The 19,383-nt window shown below is 64.4% G+C and carries 15 protein-coding genes; 13 read left to right on the forward strand and 2 right to left on the reverse strand.

The features are described 5' to 3' along the window. Nucleotides 1-57: 57 nt before the first annotated feature. Together HV670_RS05115 and HV670_RS05120 are read left to right on the forward strand one after the other, a co-directional pair. On the forward strand, nucleotides 58-1,620 hold the full coding sequence (locus HV670_RS05115) for a DegQ family serine endoprotease (RefSeq protein WP_175103549.1): 1,563 nt from the start codon (nucleotides 58-60) through the stop codon (nucleotides 1,618-1,620). Nucleotides 1,621-1,843: 223 nt separating this feature from the next. Continuing rightward, nucleotides 1,844-2,299 (forward strand): peptidase associated/transthyretin-like domain-containing protein, encoded by a 456-nt coding sequence (locus HV670_RS05120; protein WP_175103550.1) that lies wholly within the window; start codon nucleotides 1,844-1,846, stop codon nucleotides 2,297-2,299. 198 nt (nucleotides 2,300-2,497) lie between these two features. On the opposite strand, the gene HV670_RS05125 is transcribed toward HV670_RS05120, so the two are convergent. Then, nucleotides 2,498-3,511 (reverse strand): XdhC family protein, encoded by a 1,014-nt coding sequence (locus HV670_RS05125; protein ID WP_175103551.1) that lies wholly within the window; start codon nucleotides 3,509-3,511, stop codon nucleotides 2,498-2,500. 367 nt (nucleotides 3,512-3,878) lie between these two features. On the opposite strand from HV670_RS05125, the gene HV670_RS05130 reads away from it, so the two are divergent. The 8 genes from HV670_RS05130 to HV670_RS05165 all read left to right on the forward strand — a co-directional run bounded on the left by HV670_RS05130 (nucleotide 3,879) and on the right by HV670_RS05165 (nucleotide 11,967). Further along, nucleotides 3,879-4,442, forward strand: coding sequence for a (2Fe-2S)-binding protein (locus HV670_RS05130; RefSeq protein WP_175103677.1), 564 nt, complete (start codon nucleotides 3,879-3,881; stop codon nucleotides 4,440-4,442). Between the two features lie 179 nt (nucleotides 4,443-4,621). Beyond that, entirely contained in the window at nucleotides 4,622-6,997 is a 2,376-nt protein-coding gene (locus tag HV670_RS05135) for a xanthine dehydrogenase family protein molybdopterin-binding subunit (protein ID WP_175103552.1), read from the forward strand. Between the two features lie 66 nt (nucleotides 6,998-7,063). Beyond that, nucleotides 7,064-7,882 carry an FAD binding domain-containing protein gene (locus tag HV670_RS05140; RefSeq protein WP_175103553.1) on the forward strand — a complete coding sequence of 273 codons (819 nt, stop codon included), beginning with the start codon at nucleotides 7,064-7,066 and terminating at the stop codon, nucleotides 7,880-7,882. After that, on the forward strand, nucleotides 7,879-8,799 hold the full coding sequence (locus tag HV670_RS05145) for an AAA family ATPase (protein WP_175103554.1): 921 nt from the start codon (nucleotides 7,879-7,881) through the stop codon (nucleotides 8,797-8,799). The genes HV670_RS05140 and HV670_RS05145 overlap by 4 nt, the downstream gene beginning before the upstream one ends. Beyond that, entirely contained in the window at nucleotides 8,796-10,109 is a 1,314-nt protein-coding gene (locus tag HV670_RS30880) for a vWA domain-containing protein (protein ID WP_246257009.1), read from the forward strand. The genes HV670_RS05145 and HV670_RS30880 overlap by 4 nt, the downstream gene beginning before the upstream one ends. Beyond that, on the forward strand, nucleotides 10,100-10,975 hold the full coding sequence (locus tag HV670_RS32190; RefSeq protein WP_175103555.1) for an SRPBCC family protein: 876 nt from the start codon (nucleotides 10,100-10,102) through the stop codon (nucleotides 10,973-10,975). Before HV670_RS30880 ends, HV670_RS32190 begins: the two co-directional genes overlap by 10 nt. 357 nt (nucleotides 10,976-11,332) lie before the next feature. Further along, on the forward strand, nucleotides 11,333-11,578 hold the full coding sequence (locus HV670_RS05160; protein ID WP_175103556.1) for an antitoxin: 246 nt from the start codon (nucleotides 11,333-11,335) through the stop codon (nucleotides 11,576-11,578). After that, a complete protein-coding gene (locus HV670_RS05165; RefSeq protein ID WP_175103557.1) occupies nucleotides 11,575-11,967 on the forward strand; it encodes a type II toxin-antitoxin system VapC family toxin in 393 nt (130 codons plus the stop codon). The genes HV670_RS05160 and HV670_RS05165 overlap by 4 nt, the downstream gene beginning before the upstream one ends. 246 nt (nucleotides 11,968-12,213) lie before the next feature. On the opposite strand, the gene HV670_RS05170 is transcribed toward HV670_RS05165, so the two are convergent. Next, on the reverse strand, nucleotides 12,214-12,861 hold the full coding sequence (locus HV670_RS05170) for a TetR family transcriptional regulator (protein WP_175103558.1): 648 nt from the start codon (nucleotides 12,859-12,861) through the stop codon (nucleotides 12,214-12,216). Between the two features lie 305 nt (nucleotides 12,862-13,166). Between HV670_RS05170 and HV670_RS05175 the strand changes: the two genes are divergently transcribed. The 3 genes from HV670_RS05175 to HV670_RS05185 are packed head-to-tail and all read left to right on the forward strand — an operon-like array spanning nucleotide 13,167 to nucleotide 19,286. After that, entirely contained in the window at nucleotides 13,167-14,507 is a 1,341-nt protein-coding gene (locus HV670_RS05175) for an efflux RND transporter periplasmic adaptor subunit (protein WP_175103559.1), read from the forward strand. Nucleotides 14,508-14,521: 14 nt separating this feature from the next. Beyond that, nucleotides 14,522-17,713: an efflux RND transporter permease subunit gene (locus tag HV670_RS05180; protein ID WP_175103560.1), complete on the forward strand. Its 3,192-nt coding sequence runs from the start codon at nucleotides 14,522-14,524 to the stop codon at nucleotides 17,711-17,713. A gap of 1 nt (nucleotide 17,714) precedes the next feature. Next, nucleotides 17,715-19,286 (forward strand): efflux transporter outer membrane subunit, encoded by a 1,572-nt coding sequence (locus tag HV670_RS05185; RefSeq protein ID WP_175103561.1) that lies wholly within the window; start codon nucleotides 17,715-17,717, stop codon nucleotides 19,284-19,286. The last annotated feature ends 97 nt before the right edge of the window (nucleotides 19,287-19,383 follow it).

Raw genomic sequence — 19,383 nt, forward strand, 5'->3', positions numbered from 1 at the left:
AAGAGACGTCCCTTAGTCTTCGACCCATCGAATCGAAGTTGGAGCGAGGAGCCCAGAATGCAAAACAAGCAAATTACCCGCAGCCTTATCGCGATTGCTGTTGCAATCGCCGTCTCGGCCGGATTCGTAGCGGGCCGCCACGGAGGCGTCCCCCAATGGATCGACGCCGCGCATGCGGCGGGCGCCGTGCCCGAACTCAGCACCTCCGCTCCAGCGAACGGGCCGGCTCCGTTGATGCCGGCCGAAGCCGCCGCGAAAACGGGCATGCCCGACTTCTCGGGCCTCGTCGACGCCTATGGCCCGGCGGTCGTCAATATCAGCGCCGAACACATCGCCAAGCGGACCGCCGCGGCGCCCCAGCAGCGCATGCCGTTCGGCCAGCAGATGAGCCCCGACGATCCGTTCTATCAGTTCTTCAAGCGTTTCTACGGCAACCAGATGCCGGGCCAGGACCAGGGCCAGGGCCAGGACGGCGACGGCGCGCCTGATCAGGACCAGACCAGCATGAGCCTCGGCTCGGGCTTCATCATCAGCGCTGACGGCTATATTCTCACCAACGCCCATGTCGTCTCCGGCGCCAACGTGATCACGGTCAAGCTGACCGACAAGCGCGAGTTCCGTGCGAAGGTCGTCGGCTCCGACAAGCAGTCCGACGTCGCGGTCCTGAAGATCGAGGCCAAGGCGCTGCCGACCGTCAAGATCGGCGATGCGAGCAAATCCAAGGTCGGCCAGTGGGTCGTCGCGATCGGCTCGCCGTACGGCTTCGACAACACGGTAACCTCGGGCATCATCAGCGCGAAGGCGCGCTCGCTGCCGGACGAGACGTATATCCCGTTCATCCAGACCGACGTGCCGGTCAACCCGGGCAACTCGGGCGGCCCGCTGTTCGACATGTACGGCAACGTGATCGGCATCAACTCGATGATCTATAGCCGGACCGGCGGCTTCCAAGGTCTCTCGTTCGCGATTCCGATCAATTTTGCGATGAAGATCAAGGACGACCTCATCAAGACCGGTCATGTCGAACGCGGCCGCCTCGGTGTCGCCGTGCAGGATGTGAACCAGTCGCTCGCACAGTCGTTCGGCCTGCCCAAGCCGCAGGGCGCGCTTGTCAGTTCGATCGACAAGAACGGGCCGGCTGCGAAGTCGAGCCTGAAGCCGGGCGACGTGATCCTCCAGGTCAACGGTGTGCCGGTCGATCAGTCGGCCTCGCTGCCCACCATGATCGCCGACCAGAAGCCCGGCTCGATCGTGCATCTGCAGGTCTGGCGCGACAAGGCTTACAAAGACGTGGCGGTCACCATTGGCGCGTTTCCGGGCGCCAAGGTCGCGACGGACGACTCGAACGCGTCACAGGTGAAGCTCGGCGTCGCGGTACGGGCGCTGACCGCGGACGAACGCCGGCAGGCATCGGTTGCGGGCGGCCTGCTCGTCGAGCAGGTCGCGGGACCGGCCGCGGCCGCGGGCATCCAGCCGGGTGACGTGATCCTCGCGATCAACGGGCAGCCCCTGACCGCCACCGACCAGCTCAAGGACCGCCTGGCGCACACGGGTGACTCGGTTGCGCTTCTGATTCAGCGCAACAATCAGCAGATCTTCGTGCCGGTCGATCTGAACTAGTCGCCGCGAGCCGGCCCCCGAGTGTGATCTCGGGGGCCGGTTTTCTTTTGGGCGGGGCTGGGGAGAGCCCGCGGGTCGGGTGGAATCACAGGCTCGCTTCTTCCAGGTGCCCGAACGGCTCCCGGCGAATGGACCTCCGGAGGACGGCGGGGCTGGAGCCCGGCTCGTGTCAACGGGCTCGCTTCTTGCGGGATTCACTACCCTGGTCCACGAGGAGCGAACGATGAAGCGATACAAACAGTCACGCTGGGTTCAGGGTTTGGCGGCTGCAGCGGTGGTCATGACGCTGGGTTTCGGTGCCGCAAGCCATGCGCTGGCGCAGACCGACGACAGTGCGCCGACCGGCATGCCGGCGATCCAGCATGCGGGCGACATCAGCTACGTCACCGGTGGTGTCGGTCTCGACGAATCCCATGCCCTGCGTAGCGCCGCGCCGCGCTGGCCGCTCGAACTGATGTTCGCGGGCCCGACGTCGGAATATTTGTCCGATGTTCGTGTCGATATCACGAGGGGCGGAAGCAGCGTCTTTCAGGCAAATGCGGACGGCCCCTTCATGCTGGTCAAACTGCCGCCGGGCGATTATGTCGTGCGCGCGAGCTACAAGGGACAGGAAAAGACCCATGCCGTGAAGATCGGTGGCGGCCACCAGAAAGCCGACTTCCGCTGGGGGACCCAGTAAGCGCCTCGGCTGGCCAGAAGTGAAGATGGGGCAGTCGACAGGTCGACAGATCGACAGCAGCCCGTGGGGCGCGTGGCCTTGAGCCCTCCACTGCAAAACAGCGGAAGGCGGAAAGCGGTATGCGCACTGCAGGACGTAGCGGTAAAGTTTTCAAATGGCCGGCAGGGATGCCGGCCAATTTGTTTTGAACTGCCGGATTCAGATCGTGCAGCCCGACTCCGAGGTCGACGGTTCGAACGCCTCGCGACGTTGCCGTACATCGATGCCGTGCTTGACCGCCGTCATTTCCGAAAGGATCGAGACGGCGATCTCGGGCGGCGTGCGCGCGCCGATATGCATGCCGACCGGACCGTGCAGTCGCGTGAGTTCGAGTTCACTGACATCGAACAGCTTGAGACGCTCCTTGCGCTTCGCCTGGTTCGCGCGGGAACCGATCGCACCGACATAGAAAGCCTCGGTCCTGAGCGCTTCCATCAGCGCCATATCGTCGAGCTTCGGATCGTGCGTCAGCGCGACGATCGCCGTGTGCGGGTCGACGCCCATGCCGAGCACCACGTCGTCGGGCATTTCACGTGTGAATTCGACACCCTCGATATCCCATTCAGCCGCATATTCGTCGCGCGGATCACAGACGATCACGCGGTAATCGAGCGCCTGGGCGAACTGCGCGACATAGCGCGAGAGCTGGCCCGCACCGATCAGCAACAGTCGGTAACGCGAGCCGAACGTCGCGATCAGCGAACGACCGTCGAATTCGAGTTCGGGGCGGTGAACGCCGGGCGTCACCGTAGAGGCACCGCTCGCCAGATCGAGACGCCGCACGACGAGCCGGTGACGTTCGATCGACTCGAGCAGCAGATGCAACTGAGAGTGTTCCGTGATGGGCTCGAGCACGAGCTGCAATGTGCCGCCACATGGCAAGCCGAAACGGTGCGCCTCTTCGGCACTCACGCCGTAGGTCGTCACCTGTGGCAACAACGGTGCACCCGCCGGAAACAGTTGGCCGTCGCGCGCACGGTCGATCAAGTCGTCCTCGATGCAGCCGCCGGAGACCGAGCCCTTCACATGACCGTCGTCGCGAACCGCGAGCAGGGAGCCAACCGGACGCGGTGCCGATCCCCAGGTGCGCACGACGCTCGCCAGGGTCACGCGCCGGCCCTGATCGAACCAGTGCGCGGCCGTTTTCAAAACTTCGAGATCGACGCTGTCCATAAGATTGTCCATTGTTGCGGTCGAGCCGGTGCGCTGCAATTTCCCGATCGGACCCTTGAACCCGGGCGCGCGAAGCGTTTTTTGCCCAAACCGGCCGATCAAGGCTATCCCGGAATTATAGGGCGGTCAGCAATCCTATGCCGTTCATGAAAACGATGATGCACCGCAAAGCCGCGCACGCCGCGGCCGCGCGCTCGGGAGGGTCACGCGGGGCCAACTGGTCCGTGACAGCGAAAGATGTGTGTCCTATGCTGGACGCAGGCCCCCCAATGCCTGTCGCCCCGCATCAGGCGATCGACTGCCTGGATCGGGATACTGCACGAAGAGAAGGACTACCTTCCATCCGATGGAGACAATGCTCATGACTGTGTCTGTGACGCTGACCGTCAATGGCCAGCAGCATCACGCCGATATTCCCGCTGAAACCCTGCTTGTGGAATTCCTGCGCACCAATCTGCAGCTGACTGGCACCCATGTCGGGTGTGATACCTCTCAGTGTGGCTCATGTACCGTGCTGATCGACGATCAGGCGATCAAGTCGTGCACGATGCTCGCCGTGCAGGCCGAAGGGCGCCAGGTCAGGACCATCGAGGGCCTGGCGGCCGCCGACGGTACGCTGCATCCGATGCAGGCGGCATTTCGCGAGAAGCACGGTCTGCAATGCGGCTTCTGCACGCCGGGCATGGTCATGTCGGCCTGCGAACTGGCGTCTCGCCCAGGCCCGCTCAGCGACGATGAGATCCGCCATGCGCTTGACGGCAACCTGTGCCGCTGTACCGGCTATCACAACATCGTGGCAGCGGTGAAAACCGGCCTTGCGGCGATGCAGGCCGCGCGTGGGGAGACGCCGCGCGAGCCCGCATCGACTATCCAGTCGCAGACCGCTCAGGAGAGGTCACAAAGCCCGTCGGCCGCTCCGGCCGCGGTTTAAACACAGGACCGCATCGCGCCGAACGTCCAGCCTGAAGCGTGCCTCGGTGTAGCGGGGGTGTGCCGGGCGGGACGCGAATGTGCCGCGAGTGTGCCAAGGCTTTGGCGCATTCGCCGCGGACGGTTCTCGTGCACCGATCCGCCTGGAATCTCACCGACCATGACTGCCGGAGTCCGACCATGAATGACCTGTCCGCCGGGAATACCTCACCGTTGGGCGCTTCGCTGCCTCGCAAGGAAGACTATCGTTTCCTCACCGGTAGCGGCCGCTACACCGACGACGTCACGCTGCCTCACCAGACTTACGCTTATTTCCTGCGCTCGCCCCATGCGCATGCCAAGATTCTCGGCTATCGGCTCGACGCGGCGAAGGCCGCGCGCGGAGTCGTCGCGATCTTTACCGGCGACGACATCAAGGCCGCCGGCATCGGCGGTCTGCCGTGCGGCTGGCTGATCACCGACGTCGAGGGCCAGCCGATGAAGGAGCCGCCGCATCCGGTGCTCGCGATCGACAAGGTCCGCTATGTCGGCGACCACGTGGCGCTCGTCATTGCCGATACCTACGAACACGCACGCGATGCGGCCGAACTGATCGATGTCGACTACGAGCCGCTCGAGGCCGTGGTTCATGTGTCCGACGCACTCAGGCCCGGCGCGCCGGCGGTGCACGATAGCGCGCCCGACAATCGCAGCTTTGTCTGGGCGCTCGGCGACAAGGCAGCCGTCGACGCGGCCTTCGCGAAAGCCGCGCATGTGACGACCCTCGAGTTCGAGAACAACCGGCTGATCCCGAACGCGATCGAACCGCGCTCCGCGCTCGCGCACTATTCGCGCGCGGACGACAGCTACACCCTCTATGTCTCGAATCAGAATCCGCACCTCGAACGCCTACTGATATCGGCCTTCGTGTTGAACCTGCCCGAGCACAAGGTGCGCGTGATCGCACCCGACGTCGGCGGCGGCTTCGGTTCGAAGATCTATCTCTATGCGGAAGAGGCGGCGATGGTCTGGGCGAGCCAGAAGATCAACCGACCGATCAAGTGGACCGCCGATCGTTCGGAAGCCTTCGTGTCGGATGCGCACGGCCGCGATCACGTTTCAAAGGCCGAGCTCGCGATCGATGCGGACGGTCATTTCCTCGCGCTGCGTGTCGATACGAAGGCCGCGGTCGGCGCTTATCTGTCGACGTTCGCTTCGGCGGTGCCGACGATTCTCTACGGCACCCTGCTCGCCGGGCAGTACAAGACGCCCGCGATCCACGTGACGGTCACCGCCGTGTTCACCCACACGGCCCCTGTCGATGCCTATCGCGGGGCTGGACGGCCCGAAGCCACCTATCTCCTCGAACGAATCGTCGAGACGGCCGCGCGCGAACTCAAGCTCGACCCGATCGAACTGCGCAGGCGCAACTTCATCACCGAGTTTCCGCATCAGACACCGGTCGCGCTGAGCTACGACGTCGGCGACTATGCGGCGAGCGTCGACAAGGCCCTCAAGCTCGCCGACATCGCGGGTTTTCCGGCGCGCCGGGAGCAAGCGCAGCAGCGCGGCAAGCTGCGCGGCATCGGTTATTCGTGCTACATCGAGGCATGCGGTCTCGCGCCATCGAATATCGCGGGAGCGCTCGGTGCGCGCGCCGGGCTCTATGAGGCGGGGCAGGTTCGCGTGCACCCGACCGGCAAGGTGACGATCTTCACGGGTTCGCACAGCCACGGACAGGGTCATGAGACGACCTTTGCCCAGGTCGTCTCCGACCGGCTCGGCATACCGTTCGAGGATATCGACGTCGTCCATGGAGACACGGGTCGGGTGCCGTTCGGCATGGGGACGTACGGGTCGCGTTCGCTGTCGGTTGGCGGCAGCGCGATCGTCAAGGCCATCGACAAGGTGATCGCGAAAGGCAAGGAGATCGCCGCGCATGTGCTCGAGGCATCGGCGGGCGATATCGAGTTCGAGGGCGGCACCTTCAAGGTCGCGGGTACCGACAAGAGCATTCCGTTCGCCCAGGTCGCGCTGACCGCGTACGTGCCGCACAACTATCCGCTCGACAAACTCGAGCCGGGACTCGACGAGACGGCATTCTACGACCCGACGAACTTCACGTTTCCGGCCGGCTGCCACATCTGCGAGGTCGAGGTCGATCCCGACACCGGCGAAACCTCGGTCATTGCGATGACCGCGGTCGACGACTTCGGCAACATCGTCAACCCGATGATCGTGGAAGGGCAGGTTCATGGCGGCCTCGCGCAGGGGATCGGGCAAGCCCTGCTGGAAGGGTGTGTCTACGACCGCGAGAGCGGGCAACTGCTGACCGGCTCGTACATGGACTACGCCATGCCGCGTGCGTCCAATTTTCCGAACTTCTCGGTCGGCACGACCTGCACGCCGTGCTCGCATAACCCGCTCGGCGTGAAGGGATGCGGCGAGGCCGGCGCGATCGGTTCGACGCCGGCTGTCATCAATGCGATTACCGATGCGATCGGCGCGCGCGAATTGACGATGCCCGCGACACCCGAGCGGGTCTGGCGAGCGTTGCAAACGGCGCAGCATGCATGACAGGAGCACCTTGCGCGCGGGTGAGTGTACCTGCGAGGGTAACGGTTACGTTTCTCGGAGACACTGATGAAAAGTTTTGCATACCACCGTCCGACCGCGCTGCCGGATGCCGTCAAGCTTGCCGGCGACCCTGGCGCCGATGCACGCGTGATCGCGGGGGGCCAGAGCCTGCTGCCCGCCATGAAGCTGCGGCTGTCGCAGCCGACCGACTTGATCGATCTCGCGGGCGTGGCCGACCTCAATGGCATCCGCATTGAAGGCGGGACGTTGAGCATCGGCTCGATGACCACCCATGCGAGTGTCGGCGCATCCGATGAGGTCCGGCGCGCGTTTCCCGCGCTCGCCGCACTTGCCGGCGATATCGGCGACCGGCAGGTCCGCAATCGCGGCACGATCGGGGGCTCGCTCGCGAACAACGATCCCGCCGCCTGTTACCCGGCGGCTGTGCTCGGCAGCGGCGCGACGGTCCATACGGACCGGCGTTCGATCGTCGCCGATGATTTCTTCGTGGGTCTGTTCGAGACCGCGCTCGAACCGGGTGAGCTGATCACCTCGGTCGGGTTTCCCGTCCAGCAGCGCGCCGCCTATGTCCGCATCCGTCAGCAGGCCTCGCATTTCGCGCTGGTCGGGGTCTTCGTCGGTACAGGGCCGGATGGCGGCGTGCGTGTCGCAGTGACCGGGGCGGGGCAGAACGGCGTGTTTCGTGTCGACGCATTCGAGAAGGCGCTCGCACAACGATTCGAACCGGCCGCGCTCGACGGCATCGGGGTCGATGCCGGCATGCTCATGACAGACCTGCATGCGGGTGCCGACTTCCGTGCGCATCTGATCGGGGTGCTGGCGAAACGCGCGGTTGAACAGGCGAGGGCTCGCACTTCGCGATGACGTTCGCCACCATCGAAGCAGTCCAGGCCGTGCTTGCATCGGCCGACTATGTCGCCAGCCGCGCGCTGGCGACGACGGTGTTCCTCGCGCTCAAGATGGAGCGGCCCTTGTTTCTCGAGGGCGATGCGGGTGTCGGCAAGACTGAGGTCGCGAAAGTGCTGGCGCGCGGGCTCGGTCGCGAGCTGATCCGTCTGCAGTGCTATGACGGGCTCGATGCGGCGAGCGCGGCCTATGAGTGGAACTTTCCGCGCCAGATGCTCGAGATCCGGGCTGCGCAGACGGGCGAATCGCCGGGTATCGGGCAGGTTTCCGCGCAGGGCGCGGCGCTCGATCTCTACGACAGCCGCTTCCTGCTCAAGCGTCCGTTGCTGCGCGCGCTCGAACCGCATGCGGGCGGGCCGCCGGTGCTGCTGATCGATGAGCTCGACCGGGCCGACGAGCCGTTCGAGGCCTATCTGCTTGAAGTGCTCTCGGACTTCCAGCTTTCTATTCCGGAGCTCGGCGTGATCAAGGCGGCACAGCCGCCGATCGTGGTCATCACCTCGAATCGCACGCGTGAGATTCACGATGCGATCAAACGGCGCTGCCTGTACTTCTGGGTCGATTATCCCGATGCGGCGAGCGAACTCGAGATCCTCAGGCGCAAGGCGCCTGAAGCACCGGCCGAACTGTCGCGGCAGATCGTCGCCTTCGTTCAGAGGCTGCGCGGTGGGGATCTGTTCAAGGCGCCCGGCATTGCCGAGACGATCGACTGGACGCGCGCGCTGACGACGCTCAATACCCTGACGCTCGACCCGCAGGTCGTCGATGACACGCTCGGCGCGCTGCTCAAATACCAGGACGATCTGGCCCGCGTGCAGGGCGCGACCGCCGCGGCGCTGATCGCCGAGATACGGGCCGAGGCGGCGCCCTCATGAATGTCCACGAAGGTCGGCTTGCAGAAAACCTCGTGCATTTCACGCGTGTGCTGCGTGTCGCCGGGCTGCCGGTTGGTCCGGGGCAGATGCTCGATGCGCTCGCGGCGGTCCGGCTCGTCGGCGTCATGCGGCGTGAGGACTGGCAGGCCGCGCTGGCCGCGGTACTTGTCAAACGGCGCGAGCACCGAGAAGTGTTCGACCAGGCGTTCGCGACCTTCTGGCGAGATCCGGACCTGCTCGGCAAAGTGCTTGCCGCCATGCTGCCGCATGTCGAGGGGCGCTACGATGCGCCGACCGTGTCGCCGCGTGTCGCACAAGGTTTGTCTCCCCACCGCAAGGCTTCGCATCCGGGCGTGTCGCGTGAACAGGAACCCGATCTCGTGGCCTTTGGTGCCTCACGGATCGAGCAGCTTCAGCACACCGATTTCGAAAGGATGACGGCTGAAGAGTGGCAGGCCGTCGCGCGGATGCTCGAAACGGTGCCGATGCCGGTCGAACCGCGGCGGATCCGTCGCTACCGGTCAGCGGCACGCGGCGGCATCGATCCCCGCGCCACGCTGCGCGCGGCCATGCGTACCGGCGGCGATTCACTTGCCTTGCGCTATCGGTGCCACGTCCGTCACACCCCGCCGTTGGTCGTCCTTTGTGATATCTCCGGTTCGATGCAGCGCTACTCGCGCATGTTTCTGCACTGGCTTCACGGCATGGTGCAGCGCGAGCCTTCCGTGTCGGTCTTTCTGTTCGGCACGCGGCTGACGCCAATCACACGCCTGCTGCGCACGCGCGACGTTGATGCCGCGCTTGCGGCGGTGGCCGCGGGTGTATCCGACTGGTCGGGCGGCACGCGCATCGCAGCTGCGCTCGAACGTTTCAACCAGGACTGGTCGCGGCGCCTGCTTGCGCAGAGTGCGGCCGTGCTGCTCGTGACAGATGGACTCGAATGCGATGAGGAGGGGGACCTCGGCGACGATGGACCTGCTCGCGGCGGCGGTGGCGAACGGCGGGACATTCGGGCACGCGAGGGGGATGCGCGAGGGCGCGGGCAGGGCGCGGCGCATGGGGCGCAAGACGGCCTTCATGCCCGGCGGCGCTCGTCTATCGAGCGGCTCGCTTTGGCCGCTGAACGCCTATCGAAGAGTTGCCGCGAACTGATCTGGCTGAACCCCTTGCTTCGTTACGAGGGCTTCGAGCCGAAAGCTGCCGGAGTGCGCGCACTGCTGCCCAGTGTCGACCGGCATATTCCTGTTCACAATCTGGCCGCCTATGCGCAGCTCGCGGCCGCCCTGGGGGAGACGACACGATGGAAATGAGCGAGTCGCAGGTCTTGCCGGTTTCGCAACAGACCGCCTGGGAGGCCCTCAACGATCCGGATGTGCTGAAGCTGTGCATTCCCGGTTGCGAATCGATCGAGCGCACGGCCGAGAATGAATACGCGCTCGCGATGGTCGCCGCGGTCGGGCCGGTCAAGGCGCGTTTTCAGGGCAAGCTTCAGCTCAGCGATCTCGATCCGCCGCGCGCCTATACGCTGTCGTTCAACGGGCAGGGCGGCGCGGCCGGCTTTGGCAAGGGAGACGCGAAAGTCATGTTGACGGCCGAAGGCGCGGCAAGCACGCGGCTCGCCTATGAGGTGCACGCACAGATTGGCGGCAAGATCGCGCAGATCGGCTCGCGGCTGATCGACGGCGCCGCGCGCAAGCTCGCTGGCGGATTCTTTGCGGCATTCGATGCTCTGCTGCGTGAGCGCTATCCGGCCGAGGCAGGTTCGGGTGAAGGCGGTCCGAGTGAGGGCAAGGTAGGGAGCGAGACAGAAGGCGCCGCGGTGAGCGCGGGTGAAGGCCGCACGGGCGATGGAACCGAAGACGACGCCTCTGCTGCGGTTCTGGATGCGGCCGCTACGCTTGGCGCACCCGTTCCGGACCCGACCCTGACACCGGTGTCGCGCGATGCGGTCAGGGGAATCGGCGGGGCCGGCGAAGATGCGGTCGAAGCCGCGGCCCGCGTGCCGCGCGTGAGCGCATTGCCGGCCGGCATCGGCTCGGCGACGGCCGGAATGCCTGATACCGGGAGGCCATCACATCCGTCAACACCGCGCGCGATGCCGGGCTGGGGCTGGGCCCTCGTGGTCGTGGTGGCGGCGATCGTCTGGTATGTGACGCGTGCCCATTACATGGGCTGACGGTGAGGCGGGGGTTGCATTCGTTGAAGTGGGAAGCCCCTCCTAAAGGACTAGTCTTCGTTACGGCGTTGCGCGACGGCCTCACGTTCTACGATCGCGCGGGCTTCATGCGTCGACATTCCGACCGTTGTCGAGCGTGCAGCGGCCCGCGTGACCCCGGCCGGCGAATTTTCCGGGACCTCGTAAACATCGGGCGCGCGTCCGGGGCTTTGTGCAGCTTTCCCCCCTCAAACACCACTACATCAATCCGGCCAGCCTGCACTACCTTCACTGAGAGCGGCACCGCGTACCAGCCGTAGCATTTTGCGCCGCGCTTTGATAAGATATCTACCGTTGATAGATACCATGGAGAGCCAGATGCAGAACGCGAAGCTTTTCAAGAGCGGGCGGTCACAAGCGGTGCGACTCCCCAAAGAATTCCGGTTCGACGGCACCGAAGTCCGCATCCGGCGGCACGGAGCCGCAGTCATCCTCGAACCGGTTGCAGACGATTGGGCGTGGCTGGACGCACTCAGTGGAAATGTTGATGCCGACTATGAACAGGCTGCGCTCGAGCACGTCGGCGAACAGGAGCGGCCAGAACTGGAGAGCCTTTTTAAGTGAAGTACCTGCTCGACACCAATGCCGCCATCGCGCTCCAGAAGCGCGATGCGAGAATGATCAAGTTCCTGAAGCAGCATCATCCGTCCGATTTCGGAATGCCCGTTATTGCGCTGTATGAACTGCTGTACGGCGCGTACAAGAGCGAGCGGATAGAGCACAACGTCGCCAACGTAGAGGCACTCAAGTTCGAAGTGCTGGAACTCGACCGCGAGGATGGTGAGGATGCTGGGAAGATCCGCGCTCACCTCGCCAGGAAGGGAGAGCCAATCGGTCCGTACGACGTGCTGATCGCCGGTCAGGCACGCGCGCGAGGGCTGGCAGTCGTCACGCATAACACGAAGGAATTCGAACGGGTTCCTGGGCTTACCGTCGTGGACTGGACGAAGTAGCGACCAGCCGACAATACCTATCCCGCGACTCGCCGACCAGCATCGCGGGCACCGTTCGACGCAGCCCGCTACCTGACCGACGACGAGAGGATCCGGCATTATCTCGCTCAGACGTTCGAAGCGGACGACCCCACGCTGATCCGAAGCGCACTGCAAAACACGGTCTCCTGCGGTTTACAATCGGAGTTAGGGGTAATCCTCAGCCTTCAGGTAGGGGGGATGTCAAGCTTTTGTCGTGTGGTTTCGCTAGTCTGTCGCTGGAGCTTGCCGAAGGGAAGGCGCTTGCCTGACCATATCGAACAGGGCATCGACATAGGTTGCCGCGCCATAGCGAAGATCGAGCTGTTCGGGGTTCAGCAGCCAGTCGGACAATATGCCGCCAATAAAGGCATGCAACATGATCGCGGCACGCCCCGCATCGAGATCGGCGGGGAGTTGTCCCTTGTCGACCGCATTCTGAAGTCCTGCGGCGATTTTCTCGCGGGAGTCGTGAATGGCTTCCTGATGACGAGATAGCACGCCGCCCATCTCATCGGTGAACTCGCATTTGAAAAAGAGGATGTTGATTACGCGCGCACGCTGCGGATTGGCCGCGGTCCCGGCCAGACACATCATGACGAGCTCGCGCAGGCGCCCAAGCGGATCGGGTTCGTGCACATCGAAAGTCGAGTTGATCACTTCGTCCATCGGCAGCTTGATGCGCGCGAGCATCGCCTCGAACAAATCTCCCTTGTTCTTGAAATGCCAATAGATCGCGCCGCGCGTGACGCCTGCAGCTTCAGCGATATCGGTCAGCGAAGTGCGCGAGACGCCCTTTTCGAAGAACACCTGTTCCGCGGTGTCCAGGATTCGGCTACGCGTTTCCTGCGCCTCTTCCTTGGTTCTGCGCACCATTTCTTGCACTCCTCGATCCATTTACTCCGAAGTCTTGCTTGAGAGTACGGATTTTAGTAATAATTGGTTAGATACATACATGCATGATTGTATCTATAATGCGAACTTTTCGACGTCTGCCCTGGCAGGAAATTTAGGGTGGGCGGCGTTCTTGCGGTTAAGATCTTTCATTTTTCCAGCGCGGCAAGCGCGATGACCGGAGCGTGTCTGCAAGCACCGTCATCGGTCGATGGAACGCAATAAGGCGCGGGCGGCCCATCTGGGCGCCAGGCCGAACATCAATTCTCAGTCAATAGAGGTCGTTCATGCACGTCGATCGGGTACCTGCACGATTCATCGGTATTACCGGCACCGCGGCTGCAATTCTCGCAGTGTTTGCCCTGTCCGCCTGTGGCAAAAAGGAAGCACCGCCGCCGCCTCCGCCGCCCGAAGTCGGCATCGTCACCGTCCAGCCTCAGCCGGTCGAAGTGATCGCGGATCTGCCCGGCCGGACGTCTGCCTATCTGGTCGCGCAAGTGCGCGCTCGTGTCGACGGCATCGTGCTGCGGCGGGACTTTGTCGAAGGCGCGAAGGTGAAGGCCGGCCAGCGCCTCTACCAGATCGACCCGGCGCCGTACCGGGCGCAGCTCGACAGCGCGAAGGCCTCACTCGCGAAGGCGCAGGCGAATCTCGCCTCGCAAACCGCGCAGGCTCAACGCTTCAAGGTGCTCGTCGAGCAGAACGCGGTCAGCCGACAGGACAACGACAACGCCGTCGCCTCGCAAGCCCAGGCCGCGGCCGATGTCGCGACCGGCAAGGCAGCCGTGCAGACCGCGTCGATCAACCTCGGCTACACCGACGTGGTCGCGCCGATCTCCGGCACCATCGGCATTTCGCAAGTGACCCCGGGCGCCTATGTGCAGGCGAGCGCGGCCACGCTGATGTCGACGATCCAGCAACTCGATCCGATCTATGTCGACGTCGTCGAGTCGACGACCGACCTGCTCAAGTTGCGCCGCGCGGTGGCCAATGGCCAGATCCAGGCGGCCGACTCGCATTCGGTCAAGGTCACGCTGACGCTCGAAGACGGCTCGACCTTTGCGCAGCCGGGACGTCTTGAATTCTCCGACGTGACCGTCGACCAGACGACCGGTACGGTGACCCTGCGCGCCTTGTTCCCGAACCCGCAGCAGATATTGCTGCCGGGCATGTTCGTCCACGCGAAGCTCGCTCAGGGCATCAACGCGAAGGCGATGCTGGTGCCGCAAGTCGGCATCACGCACACGCCCAAGGGCGACCCGACCGCGTTGATCGTCAATGCCGACAACAAGGTCGAAGTGCGTCAGCTGAAGACCTCCGGTACGCGCGGCTCCGACTGGATCGTCGAAGGCGGCCTGCAACCCGGCGACAAGGTGATTGTCCAGGGCGTGCTGAAGGCGCCCCCGGGTGCAACGGTCAAGCCCGTGCCGGCCAACCTGCCGCCGCCGGCCACGACCGGCGAGGAAGCCGGAGTGAGCGGTGACGTTGGCGTAAGCGGTTCGGTGGCCTCCAGCGGCACCGCAGCGGCAGGCGGCGCAGGCGGCAACGCGGCAGCCAACAGCGCAGGCACATCCGGTGGCGGCAGCGCCGCCCAGGGTGGCAATGCTTCGAGCGCCCACGCGCAATAATCGGGAGCCCGTAAATGGCCAAGTTTTTTATCGATCGCCCCATCTTTGCATGGGTTATCGCGATCATGCTCATGCTTGCCGGCGCGCTGTCGATCACGCGCCTGCCTGTGGAGCAGTATCCGACGATCGCGCCGCCTTCGATCCAGATCAGCGCAAGCTATGCGGGTGCGAGCGCGAGCACAGTCGAAAACACCGTGACGCAGGTGATCGAGCAGCAGATGAGCGGGCTCGACCACTTGCTCTACTTGAGCTCCACGTCGGATGACTCGGGAACGGCGACCATCACGCTGACGTTCGCGGCCGGGACCAACCCGGACATCGCGCAGGTGCAGGTGCAGAACAAGCTGTCGCTTGCCACCCCGCTGTTGCCGTCCGCGGTTCAGCAGGCCGGCATCAAGGTCTCGAAGTCGAGCAGCAGCTTCTTGCTGGTGCTGGCGTTCGTGTCGGAAGACGGCAGCATGTCGCGGACCGACCTTGCGAACTTCGTGGCCTCGCGCATCCAGGATCCGATCAGCCGGGTCGATGGTGTGGGTACGGTGACGGTGTTCGGCTCGCAGTATGCGATGCGCATCTGGCTCGATCCGCTCAAGCTCCACAATTACGAACTGACGCCGGTCGACGTGTCGACCGCGCTCCTGGGCCAGAACGTCCAGGTGCCGGCGGGCCAGCTTGGCGGCACACCGCCGATGCCCGGCCAGATGCTGACCGCGACGGTGACCGAAGCGACGCTGCTGCGCACGCCCGAGCAGTTCGGCAACGTGCTGCTCAAGGTCAATCCGGACGGATCGCAGATCCGTATCAAGGACGTCGCGCGCGTCGACCGAGGCCAGGAAACGTACGTCTTCGACACGAAATACAACGGCAAGCCTGCCGCCGGCTTCGGTATTCAGCTCGCGACGGGCGCCAATGCGCTCGCGACCGCAAGGGCCGTGCGCGCGCGCATCGCCGAGCTCCAGCCGAACTTCCCGCACGGCCTCGTCGTCCAGTATCCGTATGACACGACGCCGTTCGTGCGCCTGTCGATCGAAGAAGTGGTCAAGACCCTGTTCGAAGGGATCGTGCTGGTGTTCCTCGTGATGTATCTGTTCCTGCAGAACCTGCGGGCCACGATCATCCCGACGATCGCCGTGCCGGTCGTGCTGCTGGGTACCTTCGCGATCATGGGCGCCGCGGGTTTCTCGATCAATACGCTGTCGATGTTCGGGCTCGTGCTCGCTATCGGGCTCTTGGTCGACGATGCGATCGTGGTGGTCGAGAACGTCGAGCGCGTGATGACCGAGGAAGGCTTGTCGCCGCGAGATGCCACCCGCAAGGCCATGGAGCAGATTACCGGTGCGCTGGTCGGCGTGGCGCTCGTGTTGTCGGCGGTGTTCGTGCCGATGGCGTTCTCGAGCGGATCGGTCGGTGCGATCTATCGGCAGTTCTCGCTGACGATCGTGGCGGCGATGGTGCTGTCCGTGCTCGTCGCGTTGATCCTGACGCCGGCGCTGTGCGCGACGCTGCTCAAGCCGGTCGAGAAGGGTCATCACGAGATCAAGACGGGCTTTTTCGGCTGGTTCAACCGGACCTTCGAACGCAGCCGCGACAAATACCATGACGGCGTGCACCATGTGATCCGTCATGCGGGCCGCTGGTTCATCATCTATGCGGCGCTGGTCGTCGCGGTCGGGCTGCTGTTCGTGCGCATGCCGAGCTCCTTCCTGCCCGACGAAGACCAGGGCACGATGTTCGTGCTCGTGCAGACGCCCCCGGGTGCCACCCAGGAGCGCACGGCCAATGCGCTCAATGCGGTGGCGCAATACCTGCTCAAGAACGAGAGCAGCATCGTCAGCGCGGTGTTCGAAGTCAACGGCTTCAACTTCGCGGGCCGCGGCCAGAATTCGGGCCTCGTGTTCGTGCGGATGAAGGACTGGGGGGTCCGCACTCGAGAGGACCAGAAAATCCCGGCGCTGATCGGCCGGCTGTTCGCGCACTTCGGGAGTTACAAGGACGCGATGATCATCCCGATCAACCCGCCGCCGATTCCTGAACTTGGCACCGCCGCGGGCTTCGACTTCGAACTCCAGGACCGGGTCGGTGCCGGCCACGCGCAGCTGATGGAGGCGCGCAACATGCTGCTCGGCCTGGCCGCCAAGGACCCGAATCTCGCGCTCGTGCGGCCGAACGGCCTGAGCGACCAGCCGTCGTACCAGGTCGACATCGATCGCGAAAAGGCGAGTGCGCTGGGCCTCAAGTCGACGGACATCGACCAGACCTTCTCGATCGCGTGGGCATCGGCGTACATCAACAACTTCCTCGATACGGACAACCGGATCAAACGCGTTTATGTGCAGGGCGACGCGCCGTACCGGATGAACCCCGAAGACGTCGGCCTTTGGTACGTGCGCAACGCGTCGGGCACGATGGTGCCGTTCTCGTCGTTCGCGACCGGTCGCTGGACCTTTTCGTCGCCGAAGCTCGAGCGCTACAACGGGATTTCAGCGGTCGAAATCCAGGGTGCGGCGGGCCCGGGCAAGAGTACCGGGGATGCGATCGCGGCGATGGAAGCGCTCGTGAAGAAGCTGCCGCCTGGCTTTGGTTTCGAGTGGACGGGACTCTCGCTGCAGGAAAAAGCCTCGGGTGCGCAGGCGCCGGCGCTCTATGCGATCTCGATTCTCGTGGTGTTCCTGAGTCTCGCGGCACTGTATGAGAGCTGGTCGATTCCGTTCGCCGTGATCCTGGTGGTGCCGCTCGGGGTGCTTGGCGCGCTGCTCGCGGCGACCGGGCGAGGACTCACGAATGACGTCTACTTCCAGGTGGGGCTGTTGACCACGGTCGGGCTTTCCGCGAAGAACGCGATTCTGATCGTCGAGTTCGCCAGGGACCTCCAGAACGAGGGCATGAGCGCCTTCGACGCGGCGACCGAGGCCGCGCGGTTGCGGCTGCGCCCGATTCTGATGACCTCGCTCGCCTTCATTCTCGGGGTGCTGCCGTTGGCGGTCTCGAACGGCGCGGGCTCGGGCAGCCAGCATGCAATTGGTACCGGCGTGATCGGCGGGATGCTGAGCGCGACCTTCCTCGCGATTTTCATGATCCCGATGTTCTTTGTCGTGATTCGCAACAAGTTCAGCAAGGGCAAGGGCGCCGCAGGCGGCGGCAGGATGCAGCCGGCCACTTCGCCGGCGCTGCCCCCGGATCCGGACGCGCCGAACCGGGAGGGACATTGATATGAACAACCTCAACACGCGCCTGAAGCGGGCGGGTTTCAAGTCCGGCTTCAAGCCCGGGCTCAAGCCGGCCCACGCGCTGAAGGCTTCATCGCTCGCCTCGCTCGTGCTGTTTGCCGCATGCACGATGATCCCGAAGTACGAGCAGCCCGCAGCCCCGGTGCAGGCTGCGTATCCGACCGCGGGTAATGCGGAGGAGGCAATGGGTAGGACGGGTGGGATGGCCGCAGCGGATATCGGTTGGCGCAATTTCTTTTCCGATCCGCGGCTGCAGCAACTGATCGAACTCGCACTGCAGAACAACCGCGACCTGCGTGTCGCGGCGCTGCAGGTCGACTCGCTGCGTGGGCAATACCAGATCCAGCGCGCGGCGCTGTTCCCCGCGTTCAATGCGACGGCGAGCGGCTCGCGTTCGAAGGTGCCGCGCAACCTGTCATTCTTCGGGCAGCAGATCACGTCCGAGTACTCGGTCGGTTTTACCCAGGCACAGTGGGAGATCGATTTTTGGGGCCGCGTGCGCAGCCTGTCGGAGGCCGCATTGCAGACGTACTTCTCGACGGCGCAGGCGCGCAAGGCGACTGAGATCCTGCTGGTATCGCAGGTCGCCGATCAGTATCTGACGACGCTCGCCTTCGACGAAGAGCTGAAGGTGACCGAGCAGACCCTGATAACTGCGACCGAGTCGTACCGGATCACCAAGCTGCAATTCGATGTCGGCACGGGTGCGGAACTCGCGCTGCGTCAGGCGGAAGGCGTGGTCGAACAGGCCAGGGCCAACTACCAGAGCCAGATCCGCTTGCGCGCGCAGTCGCTGAACGCGCTGCAATTGCTGGTTGGGGAGCCGATTCCCGACGATTTGCCGCCGGCGCTGGCGCTGGCCGACCAGAACCTGCTCGCCGATATCCCGGCTGGCCTGCCGTCGGATCTGTTGACGCGACGCCCGGACGTGATGGAGGCCGAAGCCACGCTCAAGTCAGCCAATGCGAATATCGGTGCGGCGCGCGCGGCCTTCTTCCCGAAGGTTACGCTGACGAGTTCGGCGGGCACGCTGAGTCCGACGCTTGGCGGTCTGTTCAAGCCAGGGCAGAGTGGCTGGAGTTTCGCGCCGGAAATCACGCTGCCGATCTTCGATGGCGGCGCGAACATCGCGGGGCTCCAGGTCGTCAACGCGCAGAAGAAGATTGCGATCGCGCAGTACGAGAAGGCGATCCAGTTGGCGTTCCGCGAAGTGGCCGACGGTCTTGCCGCGCGGGGGACCTACAACGAGCAGATCGCGGCCGAGGAGCGCTTTACAGCGACGACGCAGCGCCAGCTCGACTTGTCGAACCTGCGCTACAAGAGCGGTGTGGACAGCTACCTCAATGTGCTGACGGCGCAGACCAGTCTGTACTCGGCGCAGTTGTCGCTGATCGCGGCGCAACTCGCGCGCCAGGCAAATCTCGTGGATCTCTACGAGGCGCTTGGCGGTGGCTGGATCGAACACACCGGCGACGAGCCGCGCCCGGCGGAAGCCGAGTACGGCACCGCGCCGGCTGCGCCGGCCAGTGCGGCTTCAGCGGCATCGGCGGGCTAGGTTCAGAGTCGGCTCGGCTTCGGGCCACTTGCTTCTTCGGGTATCGCCAATAGAAACCCCACGCTTTGCGTGAACTGCGCCCCAAAGGTTGGATCGG

Source organism: Pararobbsia alpina (assembly GCF_902859895.1).
GTDB lineage: Bacteria > Pseudomonadota > Gammaproteobacteria > Burkholderiales > Burkholderiaceae > Pararobbsia > Pararobbsia alpina.

What these genes read in the sequence shown, in the direction of transcription:
- HV670_RS05115 (WP_175103549.1), top strand. Translation starts at nt 58, where the DNA reads ATGCAAAACAAGCAAATTACCCGCAGCCTTATCGCGATTGCTGTTGCA.
- HV670_RS05120 (WP_175103550.1), top strand. Translation starts at nt 1,844, where the DNA reads ATGAAGCGATACAAACAGTCACGCTGGGTTCAGGGTTTGGCGGCTGCA.
- HV670_RS05125 (WP_175103551.1), bottom strand. Translation starts at nt 3,511, where the DNA reads ATGGACAGCGTCGATCTCGAAGTTTTGAAAACGGCCGCGCACTGGTTC.
- HV670_RS05135 (WP_175103552.1), top strand. Translation starts at nt 4,622, where the DNA reads ATGAATGACCTGTCCGCCGGGAATACCTCACCGTTGGGCGCTTCGCTG.
- HV670_RS05140 (WP_175103553.1), top strand. Translation starts at nt 7,064, where the DNA reads ATGAAAAGTTTTGCATACCACCGTCCGACCGCGCTGCCGGATGCCGTC.
- HV670_RS05145 (WP_175103554.1), top strand. Translation starts at nt 7,879, where the DNA reads ATGACGTTCGCCACCATCGAAGCAGTCCAGGCCGTGCTTGCATCGGCC.
- HV670_RS30880 (WP_246257009.1), top strand. Translation starts at nt 8,796, where the DNA reads ATGAATGTCCACGAAGGTCGGCTTGCAGAAAACCTCGTGCATTTCACG.
- HV670_RS32190 (WP_175103555.1), top strand. Translation starts at nt 10,100, where the DNA reads ATGGAAATGAGCGAGTCGCAGGTCTTGCCGGTTTCGCAACAGACCGCC.
- HV670_RS05160 (WP_175103556.1), top strand. Translation starts at nt 11,333, where the DNA reads ATGCAGAACGCGAAGCTTTTCAAGAGCGGGCGGTCACAAGCGGTGCGA.
- HV670_RS05170 (WP_175103558.1), bottom strand. Translation starts at nt 12,861, where the DNA reads ATGGTGCGCAGAACCAAGGAAGAGGCGCAGGAAACGCGTAGCCGAATC.
- HV670_RS05175 (WP_175103559.1), top strand. Translation starts at nt 13,167, where the DNA reads ATGCACGTCGATCGGGTACCTGCACGATTCATCGGTATTACCGGCACC.
- HV670_RS05180 (WP_175103560.1), top strand. Translation starts at nt 14,522, where the DNA reads ATGGCCAAGTTTTTTATCGATCGCCCCATCTTTGCATGGGTTATCGCG.
- HV670_RS05185 (WP_175103561.1), top strand. Translation starts at nt 17,715, where the DNA reads ATGAACAACCTCAACACGCGCCTGAAGCGGGCGGGTTTCAAGTCCGGC.